The organism is Rhizobium sp. SG570 (genome assembly GCF_012275345.1).
GTDB classification, from domain to species: Bacteria; Pseudomonadota; Alphaproteobacteria; order Rhizobiales; family Rhizobiaceae; genus Rhizobium; species Rhizobium lusitanum.
This window is the reverse complement of sequence record NZ_JAAZQI010000022.1, coordinates 52,554-68,992: the sequence shown is the minus strand read 5'-3', so window position 1 is coordinate 68,992 and position 16,439 is coordinate 52,554. Positions and strand designations below refer to the sequence as shown.

13 protein-coding genes and 1 pseudogene are annotated in these 16,439 nt (G+C 59.1%); 8 read left to right on the top strand and 6 right to left on the bottom strand.

Annotated elements, in window-relative coordinates; translation table 11 throughout:
• Positions 1 to 31: 31 nt before the first annotated feature.
• Positions 32 to 877, top strand: coding sequence for a fumarylacetoacetate hydrolase family protein (locus tag FHT28_RS30610; RefSeq protein WP_168598254.1), 846 nt, complete (start codon positions 32 to 34; stop codon positions 875 to 877).
• A gap of 470 nt (positions 878 to 1,347) precedes the next feature.
• On the opposite strand, the gene FHT28_RS30605 is transcribed toward FHT28_RS30610, so the two are convergent.
• The 3 genes from FHT28_RS30605 to FHT28_RS30595 are packed head-to-tail and all read right to left on the bottom strand — an operon-like array spanning position 1,348 to position 4,053.
• Positions 1,348 to 2,352 carry an ABC transporter substrate-binding protein gene (locus FHT28_RS30605; RefSeq protein ID WP_168598253.1) on the bottom strand — a complete coding sequence of 335 codons (1,005 nt, stop codon included), beginning with the start codon at positions 2,350 to 2,352 and terminating at the stop codon, positions 1,348 to 1,350.
• 41 nt (positions 2,353 to 2,393) lie between these two features.
• Positions 2,394 to 3,260 carry an ABC transporter permease gene (locus FHT28_RS30600; protein ID WP_168598252.1) on the bottom strand — a complete coding sequence of 289 codons (867 nt, stop codon included), beginning with the start codon at positions 3,258 to 3,260 and terminating at the stop codon, positions 2,394 to 2,396.
• Between the two features lie 13 nt (positions 3,261 to 3,273).
• On the bottom strand, positions 3,274 to 4,053 hold the full coding sequence (locus tag FHT28_RS30595; RefSeq protein WP_168598251.1) for an ABC transporter ATP-binding protein: 780 nt from the start codon (positions 4,051 to 4,053) through the stop codon (positions 3,274 to 3,276).
• 100 nt (positions 4,054 to 4,153) lie between these two features.
• Here FHT28_RS30595 and FHT28_RS30590 point away from each other — a divergent pair, with 100 nt between their 5' ends.
• Together FHT28_RS30590 and FHT28_RS30585 are read left to right on the top strand one after the other, a co-directional pair.
• Positions 4,154 to 4,819 (top strand): response regulator transcription factor, encoded by a 666-nt coding sequence (locus tag FHT28_RS30590; protein ID WP_168598250.1) that lies wholly within the window; start codon positions 4,154 to 4,156, stop codon positions 4,817 to 4,819.
• Entirely contained in the window at positions 4,806 to 6,170 is a 1,365-nt protein-coding gene (locus FHT28_RS30585; protein WP_234903903.1) for a sensor histidine kinase, read from the top strand. Before FHT28_RS30590 ends, FHT28_RS30585 begins: the two co-directional genes overlap by 14 nt.
• A 136-nt stretch (positions 6,171 to 6,306) precedes the next feature.
• Here FHT28_RS30585 and FHT28_RS30580 read toward each other — a convergent pair whose 3' ends face one another.
• Genes FHT28_RS30580 through FHT28_RS30570 form a run of 3 tightly spaced genes read right to left on the bottom strand, consistent with a single transcriptional unit; the run spans position 6,307 to position 8,313 of the window.
• Entirely contained in the window at positions 6,307 to 7,038 is a 732-nt protein-coding gene (locus tag FHT28_RS30580) for a hypothetical protein (protein WP_168598249.1), read from the bottom strand.
• Positions 7,028 to 7,747: a hypothetical protein gene (locus FHT28_RS30575; protein WP_168598248.1), complete on the bottom strand. Its 720-nt coding sequence runs from the start codon at positions 7,745 to 7,747 to the stop codon at positions 7,028 to 7,030. Before FHT28_RS30575 ends, FHT28_RS30580 begins: the two co-directional genes overlap by 11 nt.
• Positions 7,744 to 8,313, bottom strand: a complete 570-nt coding sequence (locus tag FHT28_RS30570) for a hypothetical protein (protein ID WP_168598247.1) — start codon at positions 8,311 to 8,313, stop codon at positions 7,744 to 7,746. Before FHT28_RS30570 ends, FHT28_RS30575 begins: the two co-directional genes overlap by 4 nt.
• A 399-nt stretch (positions 8,314 to 8,712) precedes the next feature.
• Between FHT28_RS30570 and FHT28_RS30565 the strand changes: the two genes are divergently transcribed.
• The 5 genes and pseudogenes from FHT28_RS30565 (at position 8,713) to FHT28_RS30545 (ending at position 16,435) form a co-directional block, all read left to right on the top strand.
• Entirely contained in the window at positions 8,713 to 8,889 is a 177-nt protein-coding gene (locus tag FHT28_RS30565) for a hypothetical protein (protein WP_168598246.1), read from the top strand.
• Positions 8,890 to 9,106: 217 nt separating this feature from the next.
• Positions 9,107 to 10,072, top strand: a complete 966-nt coding sequence (locus FHT28_RS30560; RefSeq protein ID WP_168598245.1) for a DUF3991 and toprim domain-containing protein — start codon at positions 9,107 to 9,109, stop codon at positions 10,070 to 10,072.
• Positions 10,073 to 10,215: 143 nt separating this feature from the next.
• On the top strand, positions 10,216 to 10,824 hold the full coding sequence (locus tag FHT28_RS30555) for a DUF1419 domain-containing protein (RefSeq protein ID WP_168598244.1): 609 nt from the start codon (positions 10,216 to 10,218) through the stop codon (positions 10,822 to 10,824).
• A 13-nt stretch (positions 10,825 to 10,837) separates the two neighbouring features.
• Positions 10,838 to 11,238 (top strand): annotated as a pseudogene (locus tag FHT28_RS30550) (DUF3085 domain-containing protein).
• Positions 11,239 to 11,338: 100 nt separating this feature from the next.
• Positions 11,339 to 16,435 (top strand): DEAD/DEAH box helicase family protein, encoded by a 5,097-nt coding sequence (locus FHT28_RS30545; protein ID WP_168598243.1) that lies wholly within the window; start codon positions 11,339 to 11,341, stop codon positions 16,433 to 16,435.
• Positions 16,436 to 16,439 lie beyond the last annotated feature (4 nt).

The following is a 16,439-nucleotide window of genomic DNA, read 5'->3' as shown; positions in this document are numbered from 1 at the left end:
GGCACTTCCAAGCACTTAAGGAGAAGACTAAATGAGACTGTCCACCGTCAGAATAGCCGGCCGCACGACATGGGGCGTTGTCGATCAAGATAGCTTCCATGATGTCGGCACCGTGCTAGCCGATCGTTATGCCGATCTCAAGGCAGCCATCGCGGCCGGCCTGGCGGGCGTGGCGGAGGCAACCGCCTCCGCCAACGCGACACCGCTTGCGGATATCGAATGGCTGCCCGTCGTCCCTAACCCGGACAAGATCCTCTGCGTCGGGCTGAACTACGAAATGCACCGCCAGGAAACCGGCCGTTCCGAAGTCGAGAACCCGACTATTTTCGCGCGTTATTCTAATAGCCAGATCGGGCATCTGGCGCCTATCGTGCGTCCGAAGGTATCGACCGACCTCGATTACGAAGGTGAGCTTGCCATCATCATCGGCAAGCCCGGACGATATATTTCGCGTGGCGACGCGCTCAACCACGTCGCCGGCTATGCCATCTACAATGATGGCAGTATCCGCGATTTCCAGCGGCATACGCATCAGTTCACCCCGGGCAAGAACTTCCCGGATACCGGCGCTTTCGGCCCCTGGATGATGACGCCGGATGAACTCGGCCCGTTGCCGGATCTGCGGATACAGACCCGCCTCAACGGCCAGGTGGTGCAGGATGCGACCTTCGGCCAGATGATCTTCGATATCGCGCGCCAGATCGAATATTGCTCGAGCTTTACGCATCTCGAAGCAGGCGACGTCATTGCCAGCGGCACGCCGGGCGGCGTTGGCGCCAAGCGTAATCCGCCGCTCTGGATGAAGCCGGGCGATATCGTCGAGGTCGAAATCGACAAGCTCGGCACTCTGCGAAACCCGATCGTCGATGAGGCGTGACCACCTCCCCTTGCAATAGGGAGCGGGTTTAGGATCTAGCAGATGCCAAGCTCGGCCGGACTCTAGATGAGACGAATTTGGGCCAAAATCAGCGAGTGGAACAGCTTCCGAAGTTGAAATCTTACTTCATCAGCGAGACCGCACGCACAAGCACGAAGGATGCACAGCAAATTTTAGGCTCCAAGAGCATCTGAACGAAGCAAATTTACGTGGAAAAAGTCATGTGCCCAGTGAGGGGTTCGGCCGTTGCATGCAGGAGCTGATGGTGCCACTGTCATCTGTAGAAAGTTGTGACATTTCATCATCTGGTCACCTGGGGTTATTTTCTCGAGGGCCGCAGCCCGCAAAAACATCCGCGCCATCTTGAAACCTTCGCCCAGTCGCTTGCACTTGCCAGGCTCCGTTTCACGCTTTGGGAGAGTTTACCAGGGCCAAGACATAGGACTGTCTCGACCCTCGCTGGGAGGAACTCAGCTGCCCTTGCGATCCGCAAGCTGCGGAACAAACATATCGCTCCACTTGCTCGGTACGGTCTTGATTAGGCCGGCGCGGTGCATGAAGTCAGCAAAATTCATGATCCCGTTCGGAGTCGTATCGAACTTTGCGTCCTTGTCCTCGATCATCTCCTGCGCATCCGCGGGTTCGACCTTGACCTTGGAGCTCTTAGAGAAGATTTCCGCCGCCATCTTCTTGTCCTTGGCAATCAGGTCGTTGGCCTCATCGAGGGCATCGATGAAGGCTTGCGTCATCTTGGGGTTGGCATCGACGAACTTCTTCGGTGCGAAGGTGACGTCGAGCGTGATGTTGCCGAGATAATCCGTCGAACTCAGCACCCGGTGTATGTTGGGCGACTTGGCTTCGACATACTGGAAGGGAGGCGAGGTAAAGTGTGCGTTGATTTCGGTTTTCCCGCTCATGAGAGCGGCCAGCGCTTCGGGATGCGGAAGGCTGACGGTGAGAGGATCGAGTTTCGCGTAATTCTCTTCGCCGAACTCCTTCGCGACGATCATCTGCAGCACGACGGCGGCAAGCGAAGTCTTGATGCCGGGAAGTGCAATCTTGTCGGCGCTGCTGAAATCCTTGAGCGACTTGATCTCGGACTTGTTGGTGTTGAGCCACAGTGAAGTGGAGCTCATGCCCGAGACGCCGACGACCTCGACGTTGGGGATGCCCTTTGCCTTGGACCACAGCGTAACGAAGCCGGGCGCACCCGTGCCGGCAAAATCCAGGGTGCCGGCCATCATGGCATCGTTGATGACGTTGCCGCCATCCAGCGACAGCCAGGAAACCTTGACGTCGCCAAGACCGGCTTCCTTGGCATGCTTCTCAAGAAGCTTCTGGTTCTCCATGACGATCAACGGCAGATAGAGAATGCCGAAGCCCTTGGAAATCCTGACTTCGCTGACCTCCGCATGCGCAGCGGTGGCGATCAGCCCGGCTGCAATCAGACCTAATAATGCTAGTTTCAGTTTCATGCCTTTCTCCTCCTTGTAAACATGAACTCTTCGTTTGATGACTAGTGTTGCATGCCCCAGCGGCGAACCGTCTTGCGCTCGATGGCTGCAAAAATGATGTTTTCGACGAAAAGGCCGATCAGGATGACGGTAAACAGGCCGGCGAACACATTTGCCGTTTCAAGCTGATTGCGGTTTTCGTAGATGAACCAGCCAAGCCCGCCCGAGCCGGACGACACGCCAAAAACCAGTTCCGCCGCGATCAGGGTACGCCAGGCGAATGCCCAGCCGACCTTCAGGCCGGTCAGAATCGCGGGAAAGGCCGCGGGTATAAGGATGAGCCGGACGAGCTTGAGGCGCTTGAGGTGATAATTCTGGCCGACCATCTTCAAGGTGGGAGAGACGGAGCGGAAGCCGGCATGGGTGTTGAGTGCGATTGCCCATAGGACCGAGTGAACCAGAACGAAGATGACGCTGCCCGAGCCGAGGCCGAACCAGATGAGTGCCAGAGGCAGAAGCGCAATTGCCGGAAGCGGATTGAACATCGAGGTCAATGTCTCGAGCAGGTCCGCACCCAGCCGTGAGCCGATTGCCAGCGTGGTCAGCAATGAGGCAAGAACGATACCGATGCCGTAACCGATGACCAGCGTTCTGAGCGATACGATCATACGATCCGGAATGACGCCGTTGACGATATTGGCGACGAAGGCTTCAACCGTCTGCCCGAATGTCGGGAAAAGAAGAGGATTGGCAAGCCAGCGGCCATAGATCTCCCATATGGCGGCCAGAACCAGGAGAATGAAGGCTTTCCGCAGGAAACCCAATCGATAGACGCGTTCGAACGCACTGACAGACTTCGCGACAATGGGAGCGTTACCGGAATCCACGTCGTTGATGACTTCCGGTCGGAAGGTGAAGAGATCGGTCATTATGGTCATCCCGTTAGTGTGATGCGAACAGCATGTCGTTGATGCGGGTCTCGAGTTCCGCCTGCCTGGCGGTCCCGAGTTGATCCGGCGCGATGCTGTTGACCTCGGCCTTGACCTCGCCAGGATGAGGCGACAGCAGCAGAATGCGCGTCCCGACGCGGATCGCCTCTTCAATCGAGTGGGTGACGAAAAGAACCGTGAATCTGGTATCGTCCCACAGACGCAGCAGCTCGTCCTGCATCTTGCGGCGCGTAAGCGCGTCGAGAGCGGCGAAAGGCTCGTCCATGAGAAGGACGTCGGGCTCCATCGCCATTCCGCGTGCAATCGCCACGCGCTGCTTCATGCCGCCCGAAAGCATGTGCGGATAGTTGTTCATGAACTTGGCCAGTCCCACTTTTTCGATGTAGGACTCCGCGCGGTCACGCGCTTCTGCACCCGAAAGACGACCAGACGCGGTGAGCGCGAATATGACGTTCTCAATAACGGTCTTCCACGGAAGAAGCTGATCGAATTCCTGAAAAACCATCATGCGGTCCGGACCGGGCTCGGCAACCGCACGGTCCTTAACAGTGATTTTACCTTCAGTTACCGGAAGATAGCCGCCGATCGCCTTTAGCAGCGTGGATTTTCCGCAACCTGAGGGCCCAAGAAGAATGAAGCGGTCGGAATTGTGCACATCGAAGCTCACGCGGCGAGTCGCTGTGATCAACGCATCAGGCGTCTTGTATTGTATGGTTACGCCTTCAACGCGCAGCAAAGGTGCCGGCGTCACGCCAGTGGATAGCATGTCCATCAATCCTCCCGAAATATAGTGCGCACTCCTCTAGTGCGATTTGGACGTTAGCAAGCTATTCTGACTCTTGTCTGACTCAGGCAGTGGGAGGCGTGAGAGCGTGCGAGTTTTGATCGTGGAGGATACAGAAGACATAGCCAAGGCGATATCCATCCGCCTGGAAAATGCAGGCCACGCCGTGGACCTGGAAACGAATGGAGCCGATGCCATCGATCTTCTGAACGTCCAGACGTACGATCTGGTCATTCTCGACCTGACGCTGCCTGGCTGCGACGGGCTTGATGTTCTGCGCAACATTCGCTCCCGCCGCGTGAAAACGCCGGTTCTCGTACTCACCGCTCGTTCGGAGGTCAATGAGAAGATCAGTGCTCTCGATCTGGGTGCCGATGACTATCTGACCAAGCCGTTCGATTACGGTGAGCTGGAAGCGCGAGCGCGAGCCTTGATGAGACGTAATGATGGGCTGCCGGATAATAGCATCTCTTTCGGCCCTCTCGTGCTGGACCGCAAGGCGCGTGTGGCGGCAGTCGATGGCGAGCCGCTCAGCCTCACGCGGAGAGAGTTGACCGTTCTCGAAATACTCGCTTCAAGGCCGGAGAGAATTTTCTCCAAGGAAGAACTGGTCGATCAGCTTTTCAATTTCGATCAAGATCCCAGCTCCAACGCCGTCGAGCAATTCGTCGCCAGGGTAAGGCGGAAGCTCAGTGGCTCCTCCGTGGAGATCCGAACACTGCGGGGCCTAGGGTATCAAATTGTTCATAAGTGAATTCAGTCGATCGATCAGGGTTAGAATACTTGGGCTGGTCGCGGGTGTTCTTGCCGGCGGTGCGGTCATTTTAGGCTGTATGGCCTATTACGCTGCCGGCACCGCAGCGCAGGAAGCCTATGACAGGCTCCTTGGAAACGGTGCGGTCCAATTTGCAGAAAATGTCTTCGTGCAAGGCGGTGTCGTGACGTTGGACCTTCCGGCCTCGGCCATCTCAGGCCTTGCAGCCTACGATCTGATCTTTTATCGCATCGTCGATCCACGCGGCATCGTCGTTGCCGGCAGTGAAGATCTTTCCATCGCGGCACCGCCTCGGGAGACGCAGAAGGAGCTGGTTTTCGAGGATGGCGTATACGCGGATCAGCCCGTGCGTATGGCCACTATTTCGAAGAAAATCGAAAATCCCGCCGTGACCGGCTGGGCGGAGATTACAGTTGCACAGACGATACACGCCCGCACCGCTCTCGCCCGCAGACTGACATATCAGGCGCTCGGCGTGATCGCCGTGATGTTCCTGCTGGCCGTATCGGCGACCGCTCTCTCGCTGCGATTTGCCCTGAAGCCGCTCATCGAGATCGAGCAAGAAATACAATCTCGCGACCCGGATGATCTATCCCCCATCCATGCCAAGCCACCGGTTGAAATACGCAACCTCGTCCAGTCCATCGATGAATTCATGCGCCGGCTGTCTGGCCGGATGGCGATGTTCCAGAGGTTCATCGGGGATGCCGCACATCAAATGCGCACACCGCTTGCGGCCCTGGACGCGCAAGTGGAAATGCTATCGCATGCCAAGTCCAACGTCACGATCAACGAAGCGATATCGCGCATAAGGGAAAGAAACAACGAGCTAGGTCGACTTACCGGGCAATTGCTCGACCATGCCATGATCCTCCACCGGAGCGATTTGAGTAGGCTCGACCCGGTTGAGATAAACGAGTTGGTCAGGCTCGTCATGGCGAAGGTGGTGCCCCTTTCGATGTCGCGGGAAATCGAGATAAGCTTCACGCCCGCGAGCTCTGATATCGTGCTTTCCGTCGATCCTGTGAGCGTCCGGGAGGCAATCTCCAACCTCATCAATAATGCCCTGGCTCACGGAGCGACCTCCAGGCTGGAAGTTGAGGTCGAACCTCTTGCAACAGGCGTGAGCATCGTCATCCGTGACGACGGAGACGGTTTCGACGCCGATCCCCAATCGCTGCTTGCTCCATTCGAAAAGGGGCCCAAATCCCGTGGTTCGGGACTCGGCCTGACCATCGCGTCCGAGGTCGCGAAAGCCCACGGCGGCTCGCTGCATTTTCGACGAGATAATGAGTTCACCGTTGTTCAGCTCGTTCTGTCGGCGTCGTGAGAATTCGGAAAGCATGCCGCAGTCCGTGACGATCCGCGCATTAACTTGGCAGCTGTGGGCTTCGCGTTCAAATCCCATCAAGAGCAGAGACCTCCGTTTCTGTTCTGACCCTAAGACGATGAAAACCTCGAGGCCGCTATACCTGGGTGTTGTAAAAGTTGGGGGAAGCCCCGCCCACGTGAACGATAAGCTGCGTGTCGGCATTGTCCGTGATTTTGAGCTCCATAACGCTGCAGTCGTCGTGCTCTCCATTCGCCGCGACTTCGCGACCTTCGATCACGGCAAGCTGCTCGTGTGCTGGCAGTTCGGCCCAAAATCCATCCGTGGAGAGTAAGTAGGCGCCAGGCAAGCTGTCCACTTCCAGGATTTCCGGGGTCATATATTCACGTGAACGAAAGCTCTTGGTGAGGAGATGTCTGGCCGGTATCTTCGATAGTTCTTCAACTGCGACATATCCGAGCGCATTGGCAAGCGTGTGAGGCTGCGTCCGCCAGTGAATTCTGTCGCCTCGATCAATCTGGCCTAGAAGACAATCGCCCGCATGGATAACTGTCATTCGTGTTCTCGTGCCAGCATGCATGATAGCAAAACTGGCTGAGCCCCGAGGATAACGCGCGCGCAAATCAAGATGGATTCCGCGCAGCTGTTTCGAAAAGTCATTGAGATCAAGCGCTCCTTGTAGACCGTTGAACCAGTCGATCACTTCCCGCACGATCGCTTCGGCATATTCCCCACTGTTTTCGCCTGCGGTAGAGCCATCGACGATGATGGCCATCACGCCGCTGGTATTTTTGCCAATTCCTGCATGGTCGCGATTGTCTGCAGTCATTGTGCCCTTGCGGCTATACCAGTTTGCTTCAACGCGCATGGGTGCCACCGTCTGCGCAGTGGCTTATGGCAACATAGCGCTCGCGCACAATAGCTACGCGACCGGCCTGCCCGCGCAAATTTCCGTCAAGGAAATCGTCAAAGTCGCGATGCTTGAGGAGCGCCTGGAATTGTTCAGCGATGTATGTCTTGACGTCGAGATCGGCATTCGCCAGTTCCTGACCAAGTTCCTCTCTCCCATCAACGACAAGAAGTATGTCCTCGGCATCTCTGCTGGAATAAAGGTCGTCACCGCCCCTGCCGGCGAATGCTTCCAGCTTCGTCGCTATAAAGAGGACAGGTGTGAGGAGCCGGATGGTGAGACTTTCAGTGAGTTGGTGATCCTCAGCGGTTTCGATACCTTTTGCGTACCAGCGATTGCTAAAGCCAAGGATCGCTTCATCATCCGGCATGAAATCGACTTTGAGCGGGCCGAGCCGCATTCGGCAGATGACGTCGTCATCCGAGGACTCTTTGAACCCCCTTTCTCGCAGCTGTTCCAATAGTTGGCCCCATTCGGCAAGTCCCGCAAGATCGACAATAAGGTCGATATCGTCGGTGGCCCTGACATCTTCGAGGGTCACCGGGTCCGTGATGAAAAGTGCGGTCGTACATCCTCCGACGAATACAAGGCGATCGCGCAAATCCTGCTCCAGCGCCGTTGCTACGACTTTCAACATTTCGAGCAGCTGGCCGCGGACAGTCGTCATTTATCGAGTATCCTTTTCGAGAGCCGATCGCTTGCCAAACCAACTTCTCGTTGGTTTCCAAGGCGGATCGCGTCGCAGAGTGCCAGATATTCGTAGAGGCGCACGTCCTTTTGGACTGCTTCCGGTACACTCTTGAATAGCGGTTCGACAGACTGGCCCATTTCGCGGGCGCTTGGGTGCGGCCAGACGTAAATATAGTTGCCAGCGCTGACCAAAAGGCCCTCGAGCATAGGTGCCGCAAAGGCGGTTGGAATGCCCCGCTGCATTGATCCGGGCTTTGCCGGAAAGGCGAATTTCAGGCCGTGGACGATGAAATTGAACAGATTCCTCCGGCTCGGCTTGGGTCGGCCAAGGTCTCGATCTTTGCTGGCAATGCCAGACGCTAGACTCCTCTTGATCGACGCATTGACCTCCGTCTTGCTTATGCCGAGGGATGCCTCCAAATTTCGGACGGAATATGGGTCATCGCCCTGCGCCTCCAGGCGCACGCCTTCGACCCCTTGCTCCTGTTCCTGCTCCTGGAGGCTGATGAGCTTGAGCAGTATGACGATGTCCTGGCTTTTCATAAATCGTCCTGACTGGTGTCCTCTGTCCTAGGACCAAGGACAGAAAAGCACGCCACATCACTGTTGTCAAAGCCTGCGCTGCCTCTCCAACCTTTGTGAGCATTGACTCTGACCTGATGTCCGGAGCGAAAGAACAATAGACCAGGTTATCGGCGGGAGCGAGAGACCCGTCTCAGCATGATCATTGTTGGCGGAGGCCGATCTATTGAGGCGTCCCAATCCCGCTCTTGATGGATGGCTTCCTGGTCTGGCCCCGGATCTCCGTCGATCAACCCGCTGACGGGGTCCGCTAGCGAGCTGCGGCCGCTTCGGCTGCGCCTTCGCGGTGATCGCGACCGGTTCCGGACACTGACGGGAGCCATCGAGCGGGAATGGCCCGCTCCGAAGATGGAGCCTCAGATGAACACCAATCTTTCCCTCGCGCAGAACTACGCCTTCCAGCTCTCCCGTACCCTGATGGTTCCAGTCACGCTTTTCAGGTCCGGCGACGAGTTCGGCGTTCTGCCGAGCGACGAACTCGATGACGAAGACGATCTGGAGATCGTGCATGAATTCCATCCCTGGCCGGCTCAATGAGCCGGCATTTTTCTTTCCGAGGTGCCGCTTGCGAGCGGCAGGCGGCAAGGGAAGCTTCGCCGCGCCTTGGCACCGACGGTAGATGCCAAGCTGCAGATCAGCAGATTGCCATGGCGCGCCCTTGCCCCTTTGCTCTTCGCGGACTGCCGGAAACGGTCCCGCAAATTGCGGAAAGAATGAGTCTGGAGAGAACGGACGCGAAAGCGCCGGGAAAATAATGAAGAAACAGAAGCTGGAAGAACTTCGGGACCGTGTCCTGTGCGCAGCCTTGTTGGAACAGGCTGGCTTTGCCATCGACGTCAAGGAAAGCACTCGCAAGGCTGCAAAGTACCGGCGCGGTGCGGAAATCGTCATCGTCATCCATGGGGGGCGAGGATGGTTCGATCCGCTGTCCGACGCGAAAGGCGATGTCTTCGGTCTCGCGGAGCATCTGGATGACGTCACCTTCGTCGAGGCGCTCGACCGGGTGGCCGACCTGGTCGGCGTCATCGCCCGGGATCCTGTTTGGTCTCGCTCGGCCGGAAAGCCCGCTCCTTGCATTTCCGTCCTGGAACGCTGGGCAAAACGACGTCGCCCGTGGCAGGGATCGATGACATGGCGCTATCTGCGCACCGAGCGCTGCCTCCCGGTAACGATCATCGAGGAGGCCATCCGCAGCGATGTTCTCCGGGAAGGCCCTTACGGCAGCATGTGGGCCGCACATGTCAATGACGATGGTGGTGTCACCGGCTGGGAGGAGCGCGGTCCCGACTGGCGCGGCTTTTCCTCAGGCGGCTCTAAAATTCTCTTTCGCCTTGGCTCATCTAACGCCCTGCGTCTTTGCGTCACCGAAGCGGCGATCGACGCCATGAGCCTTGCGGCATTCGAGGGGCTTCGCGAGGGCAGCCTCTATCTCAGCACCGGCGGTGGATGGTCGCCGGCGACGGACTCCGCGGTCCGCAAGCTGGCCGCACGTCCTGGTGCTGTTCTGGTCGCGGCTACCGATGCCAATAGCCAGGGCGAGACCTTTGCCGGCCGCCTCCGTGACATTGCCAGCGAGGTGGGCTGCGACTGGTTGCGACTGACGCCGCCGGCCGAGGACTGGAATGATGCGCTGAAAGCGTGGGAAGAAGAAAAGAAGGAAGGGAAAGCGAGGGCAGGAAGAGGAGGCCTGCCGCATGCCCGCCAACCGCGTCAAGGGTGAAGCTTCGCCCGCTCGGCCGCGGCCCTTGACCCGCCCGGACGGAGAGGCGGCGTGGGGGGAGGGGTTATGAAGGACTGAAGAAGGATGGTGAGCCGATAGGGCAGCACCGCACTTCGGTCCGGACAGGGCCAAAGGAGCCGTCAATGAATACCCCTTCCGCAATCCGTAAAGTCTACAAGGGCATCGCCGACCGCCATCAGATGTTCCGCATGTTCGATCGGTATGCACAGCGTCCTCATCGCTTCGGCGGTGACGCGAGCGCGCTTTATGCCGGTGAATGGTTCGAAATCACCGAGCGCGAACACGACTATATGTTCGAGATCCTGCCGCCGCTGTGGATCCGTGGCTCGATGTTCGCAATGCGCGAATTCCTGACCGGGCCTGTCACATCAGTGTTCTTCGCGCTGCGGATCGACGGGATCATTCGTCACTTCCATGGATATTGTGATCTCTCCGACGACCGCTCGGTGGAAGATATGCGGCTGGCGATCATCGAGCGGGAAACGCGCCCGGTGAGGGCGATGACGCGGCAAGAGCGTCTAGAGCACATCTGGAGCGCCACGGCAGACGGCTATCGCGGCTACACCGATGAAACCTCCTCGGACTATCCGCCGGGGCATCGCGTCATCACTCTCTTCAGCGCGGCCGGATCTTCCCGATTGAAGCTGCTTGACGACCTGACCGACGATGAGATCGCCACCAAACTACCCGTCCAACTGCGCCATCTTCCCGATGCGGCAGCCGCAGCGTGAGGAGATGCGTGCCATGCTTTTCTTTCCGATTGCATCCGTACGGGCGGTGATCGCCCGCGGTCGCGCCGACGCGGAAGCGAACGGCGGCTTTCGCAATCCCCACTATGGCCTTCATCCCGGTCGCGACGAACAACCGGGCGTCTGGTTGGTCGGTGATCACGGTGTCTACCTTTGCTCGAATGCAAACTGCCGGACGGCGAAAAGCCTTTCGTTGCATATGCGCTCGAATGCGATCCTCGCACCAATGACGACTGGTTCGAGGTCAAGCGCAAGACCTTCGGTGGCGACGACGGCGTCGAATTCATCGACGCCGCGCAGCTGGAGGCCATGATCGCCGCCAACCCCAACGCGAGGCATCTCGGCATCACCTTTGACGCGGACTCGATGGAGCTCTTCATCATCGAGTGGTCGTAACGTCCCCGCTGCAGCGAGGTCTTCAACATCAATCAGCGTCCCTTCGCCGCCAATCGTCCTGGCGGAACGATGACGCGCGCTTTCACAAGGAGATTTTATCATGAGCAACGATCCCTTCACGCTCGACATGTTTGGCAATACCGCACTCTCGTCCGGCCTTGGCCTCGGCGTGACCGCTTTTGGTGACTTTTCGCCTGCGGCCGCAAATGACGACGATCCCGATCCGACGCCGCCGGCGCCAGCACCGGCATCCGCACCTCCCAGGGCAGCCGTACCCTCCCGGCCCACGAGGCTTCGGGCAAACTTCTATCTCGAGGGTGACCGCGGCCTACCTTCGTCCTGGAAGGATCGTGCCCGCGCCAATGTTGCGGCGATCCTCGTTGCCAATAACATCTCAAAGCAGGACCGGCCGGCGACACCCAAAGAGCAGGCGCAATTGATCTACTTCACCGGCTTTGGCGCCGGCGAACTGGCCAACGGCATGTTCCGCCGACCGGGTGAGGTCGATTTCCGGCGAGGCTGGGACGATCTCGGCTCCTCGCTTGAGACTGCTGTCTCTGAAGCCGACTATGCCTCGCTCGCCCGCTCCACTCAGTATGCGCATTTCACCCCGGAGTTTATCATCCGGGCGATCTGGGCGGGTATCCAGAAGCTTGGTTGGCGCGGCGGCCGGGTGTTGGAGCCGGGCATCGGCACGGGCTTATTCCCCGCCCTGATGCCGGAAGCCTATCGCGACGCGGCCTATGTGACCGGGATCGAGCTTGATCCGGTCACCGCCCGTATCGCCAGCCTGCTGCAGCCTAGAGCGCGGATCATCAATGGTGACTTCGCCCACACAGACTTGGCGCCGATCTACGATCTCGCCATCGGCAATCCACCCTTTTCCGATCGCACCGTCCGCTCGGACCGCGCCTATCGGTCGCTCGGCCTACGCCTGCATGACTACTTCATCGCTCGGTCGATTGACCTCTTGAAGCCCGGCGCGCTCGCCGCTTTCGTCACCTCACATGGCACGATGGACAAGGCTGATGCGACGGCGCGGGAGCATATCGCCAGATCCGCCGATCTGATCGCGGCCATTCGCCTGCCTGAAGGCAGCTTCCGTCGTGATGCCGGCACGGATGTCGTCGTCGACATCCTCTTCTTCCGCAAGCGCAAGGCCGGTGAGCCGGAAGGCGATCAGACCTGGCTCGACGTGGACGAGGTTCGCCCCGCAACCGATGACGAGGGCACGATCCGCGTCAACAGGAGGTTTGCAAGCCATCCCGATTTCGTTCTCGGCACCCACGCTCTGACGTCGGGACCATTTGGCGAAACCTACACCTGCTTGCCGCGCGCTGGAGAGGTTCTTGAGGCTGCCCTCGCCGCCGCTATCGATCTTCTGCCGGCCGATCTCTATGACGGCGAGCCAACGCCCATCGATATCGATCTGGAGGACGAGCTCGGGGAGATCGTCGATCTGCAGCCCAAGGACAATGCTATCCGCGAGGGCAGCTTTTTCCTCGACCGGACAAAGGGTCTGATGCAGGTGCTCGACGGCGCGGCCGTGCCTGTCACCATGCGCAACAGTCGCTCCGGCGACGGGATCTCAGAGAAGCATATCCGGATCATTTCGAAACTGATCCCGATCCGTGACGCCGTGCGCGAGGTTCTGAAGGCGCAGGAAACCGACCGGCCTTGGCGTGACAGCCAAGTTCGCCTGCGCATCGCCTGGTCGAGCTTCGTGCGCGATTTCGGGCCGATCAATCACACTAATGTCTCGATCCAGGAGGATGCCGAGACAGGTGAGGTGAAAGAGACCCACCGACAGCCGAACCTTGCACCTTTCCGCGACGATCCGGATTGCTGGCTGGTCGCCTCGATCGAGGATTACGATCTGGAGACCGACACGGCGAAGCCAGGTCCGATATTCGCTACCCGTGTGATCGCTCCGCCGATGTCGCCTGTCATCACCAATGCGGCTGATGCGCTGGCGGTCGTACTCAACGAACGCGGCCATGTCGACCTCGATCATATCGCGGAGCTGCTACATCTCGACGTGTCCACAGTGATCGCTGATCTCGGCGACGAGGTGTTTCGCGACCCGGCTGACGGATCATGGAAGACGGCCGATGCCTATCTCTCCGGGCCGGTCCGTAACAAGCTCGCCGCCGCGCAGGCCGCAGCTGAGCTCGATCCGGTCTACGAGCGAAATGTACGGGCGCTTCAGGATGTTCAGCCGGCCGACCTTCCACCCTCCGACATCACCACTCGTCTCGGGGCACCGTGGATTCCGGCCGCCGATGTCGTCGCCTTCATCAAAGAGAAGATGGAAGCCGATATCCGCATCCATCATATGCCGGAACTCGGATCGTGGACGGTGGAGGCGCGGCAGCTCGGTTACTCGGCGGCTGGTACATCTGAATGGGGCACGAGCCGTCGCCATGCCGGCGAGTTGCTTGCGGATGCCCTGAACAGCCGGGTGCCGCAGATCTTCGACGTCTTCAAGGATGCCGATGGCGAACGCCGGGTTCTCAATGTCGTCGATACAGAAGCCGCTCGCGACAAGCTGCAGCGGATCAAGCAGGCGTTTCAAGACTGGGTCTGGATCGATCCCGATCGCACCGATCGGTTGGCGAGGGATTACAACGATCGCTTCAACAATATCGCGCCGCGCAAATTTGACGGCTCGCATTTGAAGCTACCGGGCGCCTCAGGCGCCTTTACTTTGTATGGCCACCAGAAACGCGGCATCTGGCGGATTATCGCCGATGGTTCGACCTATCTCGCCCATGCCGTCGGCGCCGGCAAGACGATGACCATGGCAGCTGCCATCATGGAACAGCGCCGTCTCGGCCTGATCGCCAAGGCGATGCTGGTCGTACCCGGCCATTGCCTTGCGCAGGCGGCCCGCGAGTTCCTGGCGCTCTATCCGAACGCGCGCATTCTTGTGGCTGACGAGACCAACTTCACCAAGGACAAGCGCGCCCGATTCCTGTCGCGGGCGGCGACCGCGACCTGGGATGCGATCATCATCACCCACTCGGCCTTCCGCTTCATCGCCGTGCCCCCGGCCTTCGAACAGGAGATGATCCATGACGAGTTGCAGCTTTACGAGGATCTGCTGACCAAGGTGGATAGCGAGGACCGCGTCTCGCGCAAGCGCCTTGAGCGGCTGAAGGAAGGGTTGCAGGAGCGGCTTGAAGCTCTCGCGACCCGTAAGGACGACCTGCTGACGATTTCGGAGATTGGTGTCGACCAGATCGTCGTCGACGAGGCGCAGGAATTCCGCAAGCTGTCGTTTGCCACCAATATGTCGACGCTGAAGGGCATCGATCCGAACGGCTCGCAACGCGCCTGGGACCTCTACGTGAAGTCCCGGTATATCGAGACGAAGAACCCTGGCCGCGCGCTGGTTCTCGCGTCGGGCACGCCGATCACAAATACGCTCGGCGAAATGTTCTCCATCCAGCGCCTGCTCGGCCATGCCGCGCTAGCCGAACGGGGACTGCACGAATTCGATGCCTGGGCCTCGTGCTTCGGCGATACGACGACGGAACTCGAAATCCAGCCGTCGGGCAAATACAAGCCGGTCAGCCGCTTTGCCTCCTTCGTCAACGTGCCCGAGCTGATCGCCATGTTCCGGTCGTTCGCCGACGTCGTCATGCCGGAGGATCTCCGGCAATATGTGAAGGTGCCCAACATCTCGACCGGGCGGCGGCAGATCCTGACGGCCAAGCCGACCGCCCTGTTCAAGACCTATCAGCAGATGCTCGATGGCCGGATCAAGGCGATCGAGAAGCGTGAGGGGCCGACCAAGCCCGGCGACGATATTCTGCTCTCCGTCATCACCGATGGTCGCCACGCGGCGATCGATCTTCGTTTCGTCGTGCCGGGGGCCGAGAATGAGGAGGATAACAAGCTCAATCTGCTCATCCGTAATGCTTATCGGATCTGGCAGGAGAATGGGGACACGATCTATCGTCGCCCAGACGGGAAGGATTTTGATCTGCCGGGTGCGGCGCAGATGATCTTTTCCGATCTCGGCACCATCAGTGTCGAGAAATCCCGCGGCTTCTCGGCCTACCGCTTCATCCGCGACGAGCTGATCCGGCTCGGCGTACCGGCATCTCAGATTGCCTTCATGCAGGATTACAAGAAGACCGAGGCGAAGCAGCGGCTGTTCGGTGATGTCCGCGCCGGCAAGGTTCGATTTCTGATCGGTTCGTCGGAGACGATGGGCACCGGTGTCAACGCGCAGCTCCGCCTGAAGGCTCTCCACCATCTCGATGTGCCATGGCTGCCGTCGCAGATCGAGCAGCGGGAGGGACGGATCGTTCGCCAGGGCAATCAGCACGGCGAGGTCGATATCTTTGCTTATGCCACGGAAGGCTCACTCGACGCCTCGATGTGGCAGAACAACGAGCGCAAGGCCCGGTTCATTGCCGCCGCTCTCTCCGGTGACACCTCGATCCGCAGGCTGGAGGACATCGGCGAGGGAGCCGCCAACCAGTTTGCCATGGCCAAGGCCATCGCCTCCGGTGACGAGCGACTGATGCAAAAGGCGGGTCTCGAAGCTGATATCGCTCGGCTTGAGCGTCTTCGCGCTGCCCATGAGGATGATCAGTATGCCGTTCGTCGGCAAATGCGGGATGCGGAGCGGGAAATCGAGATGGCGCTCCGCCGTATCGAGGAGATCGGTCAGGATATCGCGCGGCTTAAGCCGACAGGCGGCGATGCCTTTAATATGACGGTACTGGGTCAGGATTATACCGAGCGCAAAGAGGCCGGGCGCGAACTGATGAAAGAAATCTTCACGCTGCTGCACCTACAGCAGGAGGGTGAGGTTCACTTGGCAGCGATCGGTGGCTTCGATCTCGTCTATAAAGGTGAGCGGATCGGCAAGGGCGACGGCTATCGCTACGACACCATCCTCCAGCGGACTGGCGCCGACTATGAGATCGAGCTGGCCATCACTGTCACTCCGCTCGGGGCCATCTCCCGGCTGGAACATGGGATCGACGGGTTTGAAGAGGAACAACGGCGTCACCGTCAACGCCTGGAAGAGGCGCAACGACGGCTGACTTCTTACAGTACAAGGGACGGCGGAGCCTTTACATTCGCGGACGACTTGAGCGTGAAACGGCTCCAACTGCGTGAGATCGAAACACAGCTGGCATCCGACGATGCGAACGATACCGCGGCGGCGTCCGCCTAGCCTT

Coding starts and splice junctions, on each gene's coding strand:
- FHT28_RS30610 (WP_168598254.1), top strand. CDS start 32: ATGAGACTGTCCACCGTCAGAATAGCCGGCCGCACGACATGGGGCGTT.
- FHT28_RS30580 (WP_168598249.1), bottom strand. CDS start 7,038: ATGCGCGTTGAAGCAAACTGGTATAGCCGCAAGGGCACAATGACTGCA.
- FHT28_RS30565 (WP_168598246.1), top strand. CDS start 8,713: ATGAACACCAATCTTTCCCTCGCGCAGAACTACGCCTTCCAGCTCTCC.
- FHT28_RS30600 (WP_168598252.1), bottom strand. CDS start 3,260: ATGACCGATCTCTTCACCTTCCGACCGGAAGTCATCAACGACGTGGAT.
- FHT28_RS30570 (WP_168598247.1), bottom strand. CDS start 8,313: ATGAAAAGCCAGGACATCGTCATACTGCTCAAGCTCATCAGCCTCCAG.
- FHT28_RS30575 (WP_168598248.1), bottom strand. CDS start 7,747: ATGACGACTGTCCGCGGCCAGCTGCTCGAAATGTTGAAAGTCGTAGCA.
- FHT28_RS30555 (WP_168598244.1), top strand. CDS start 10,216: ATGAATACCCCTTCCGCAATCCGTAAAGTCTACAAGGGCATCGCCGAC.
- FHT28_RS30595 (WP_168598251.1), bottom strand. CDS start 4,053: ATGGACATGCTATCCACTGGCGTGACGCCGGCACCTTTGCTGCGCGTT.
- FHT28_RS30560 (WP_168598245.1), top strand. CDS start 9,107: ATGAAGAAACAGAAGCTGGAAGAACTTCGGGACCGTGTCCTGTGCGCA.
- FHT28_RS30545 (WP_168598243.1), top strand. CDS start 11,339: ATGAGCAACGATCCCTTCACGCTCGACATGTTTGGCAATACCGCACTC.
- FHT28_RS30605 (WP_168598253.1), bottom strand. CDS start 2,352: ATGAAACTGAAACTAGCATTATTAGGTCTGATTGCAGCCGGGCTGATC.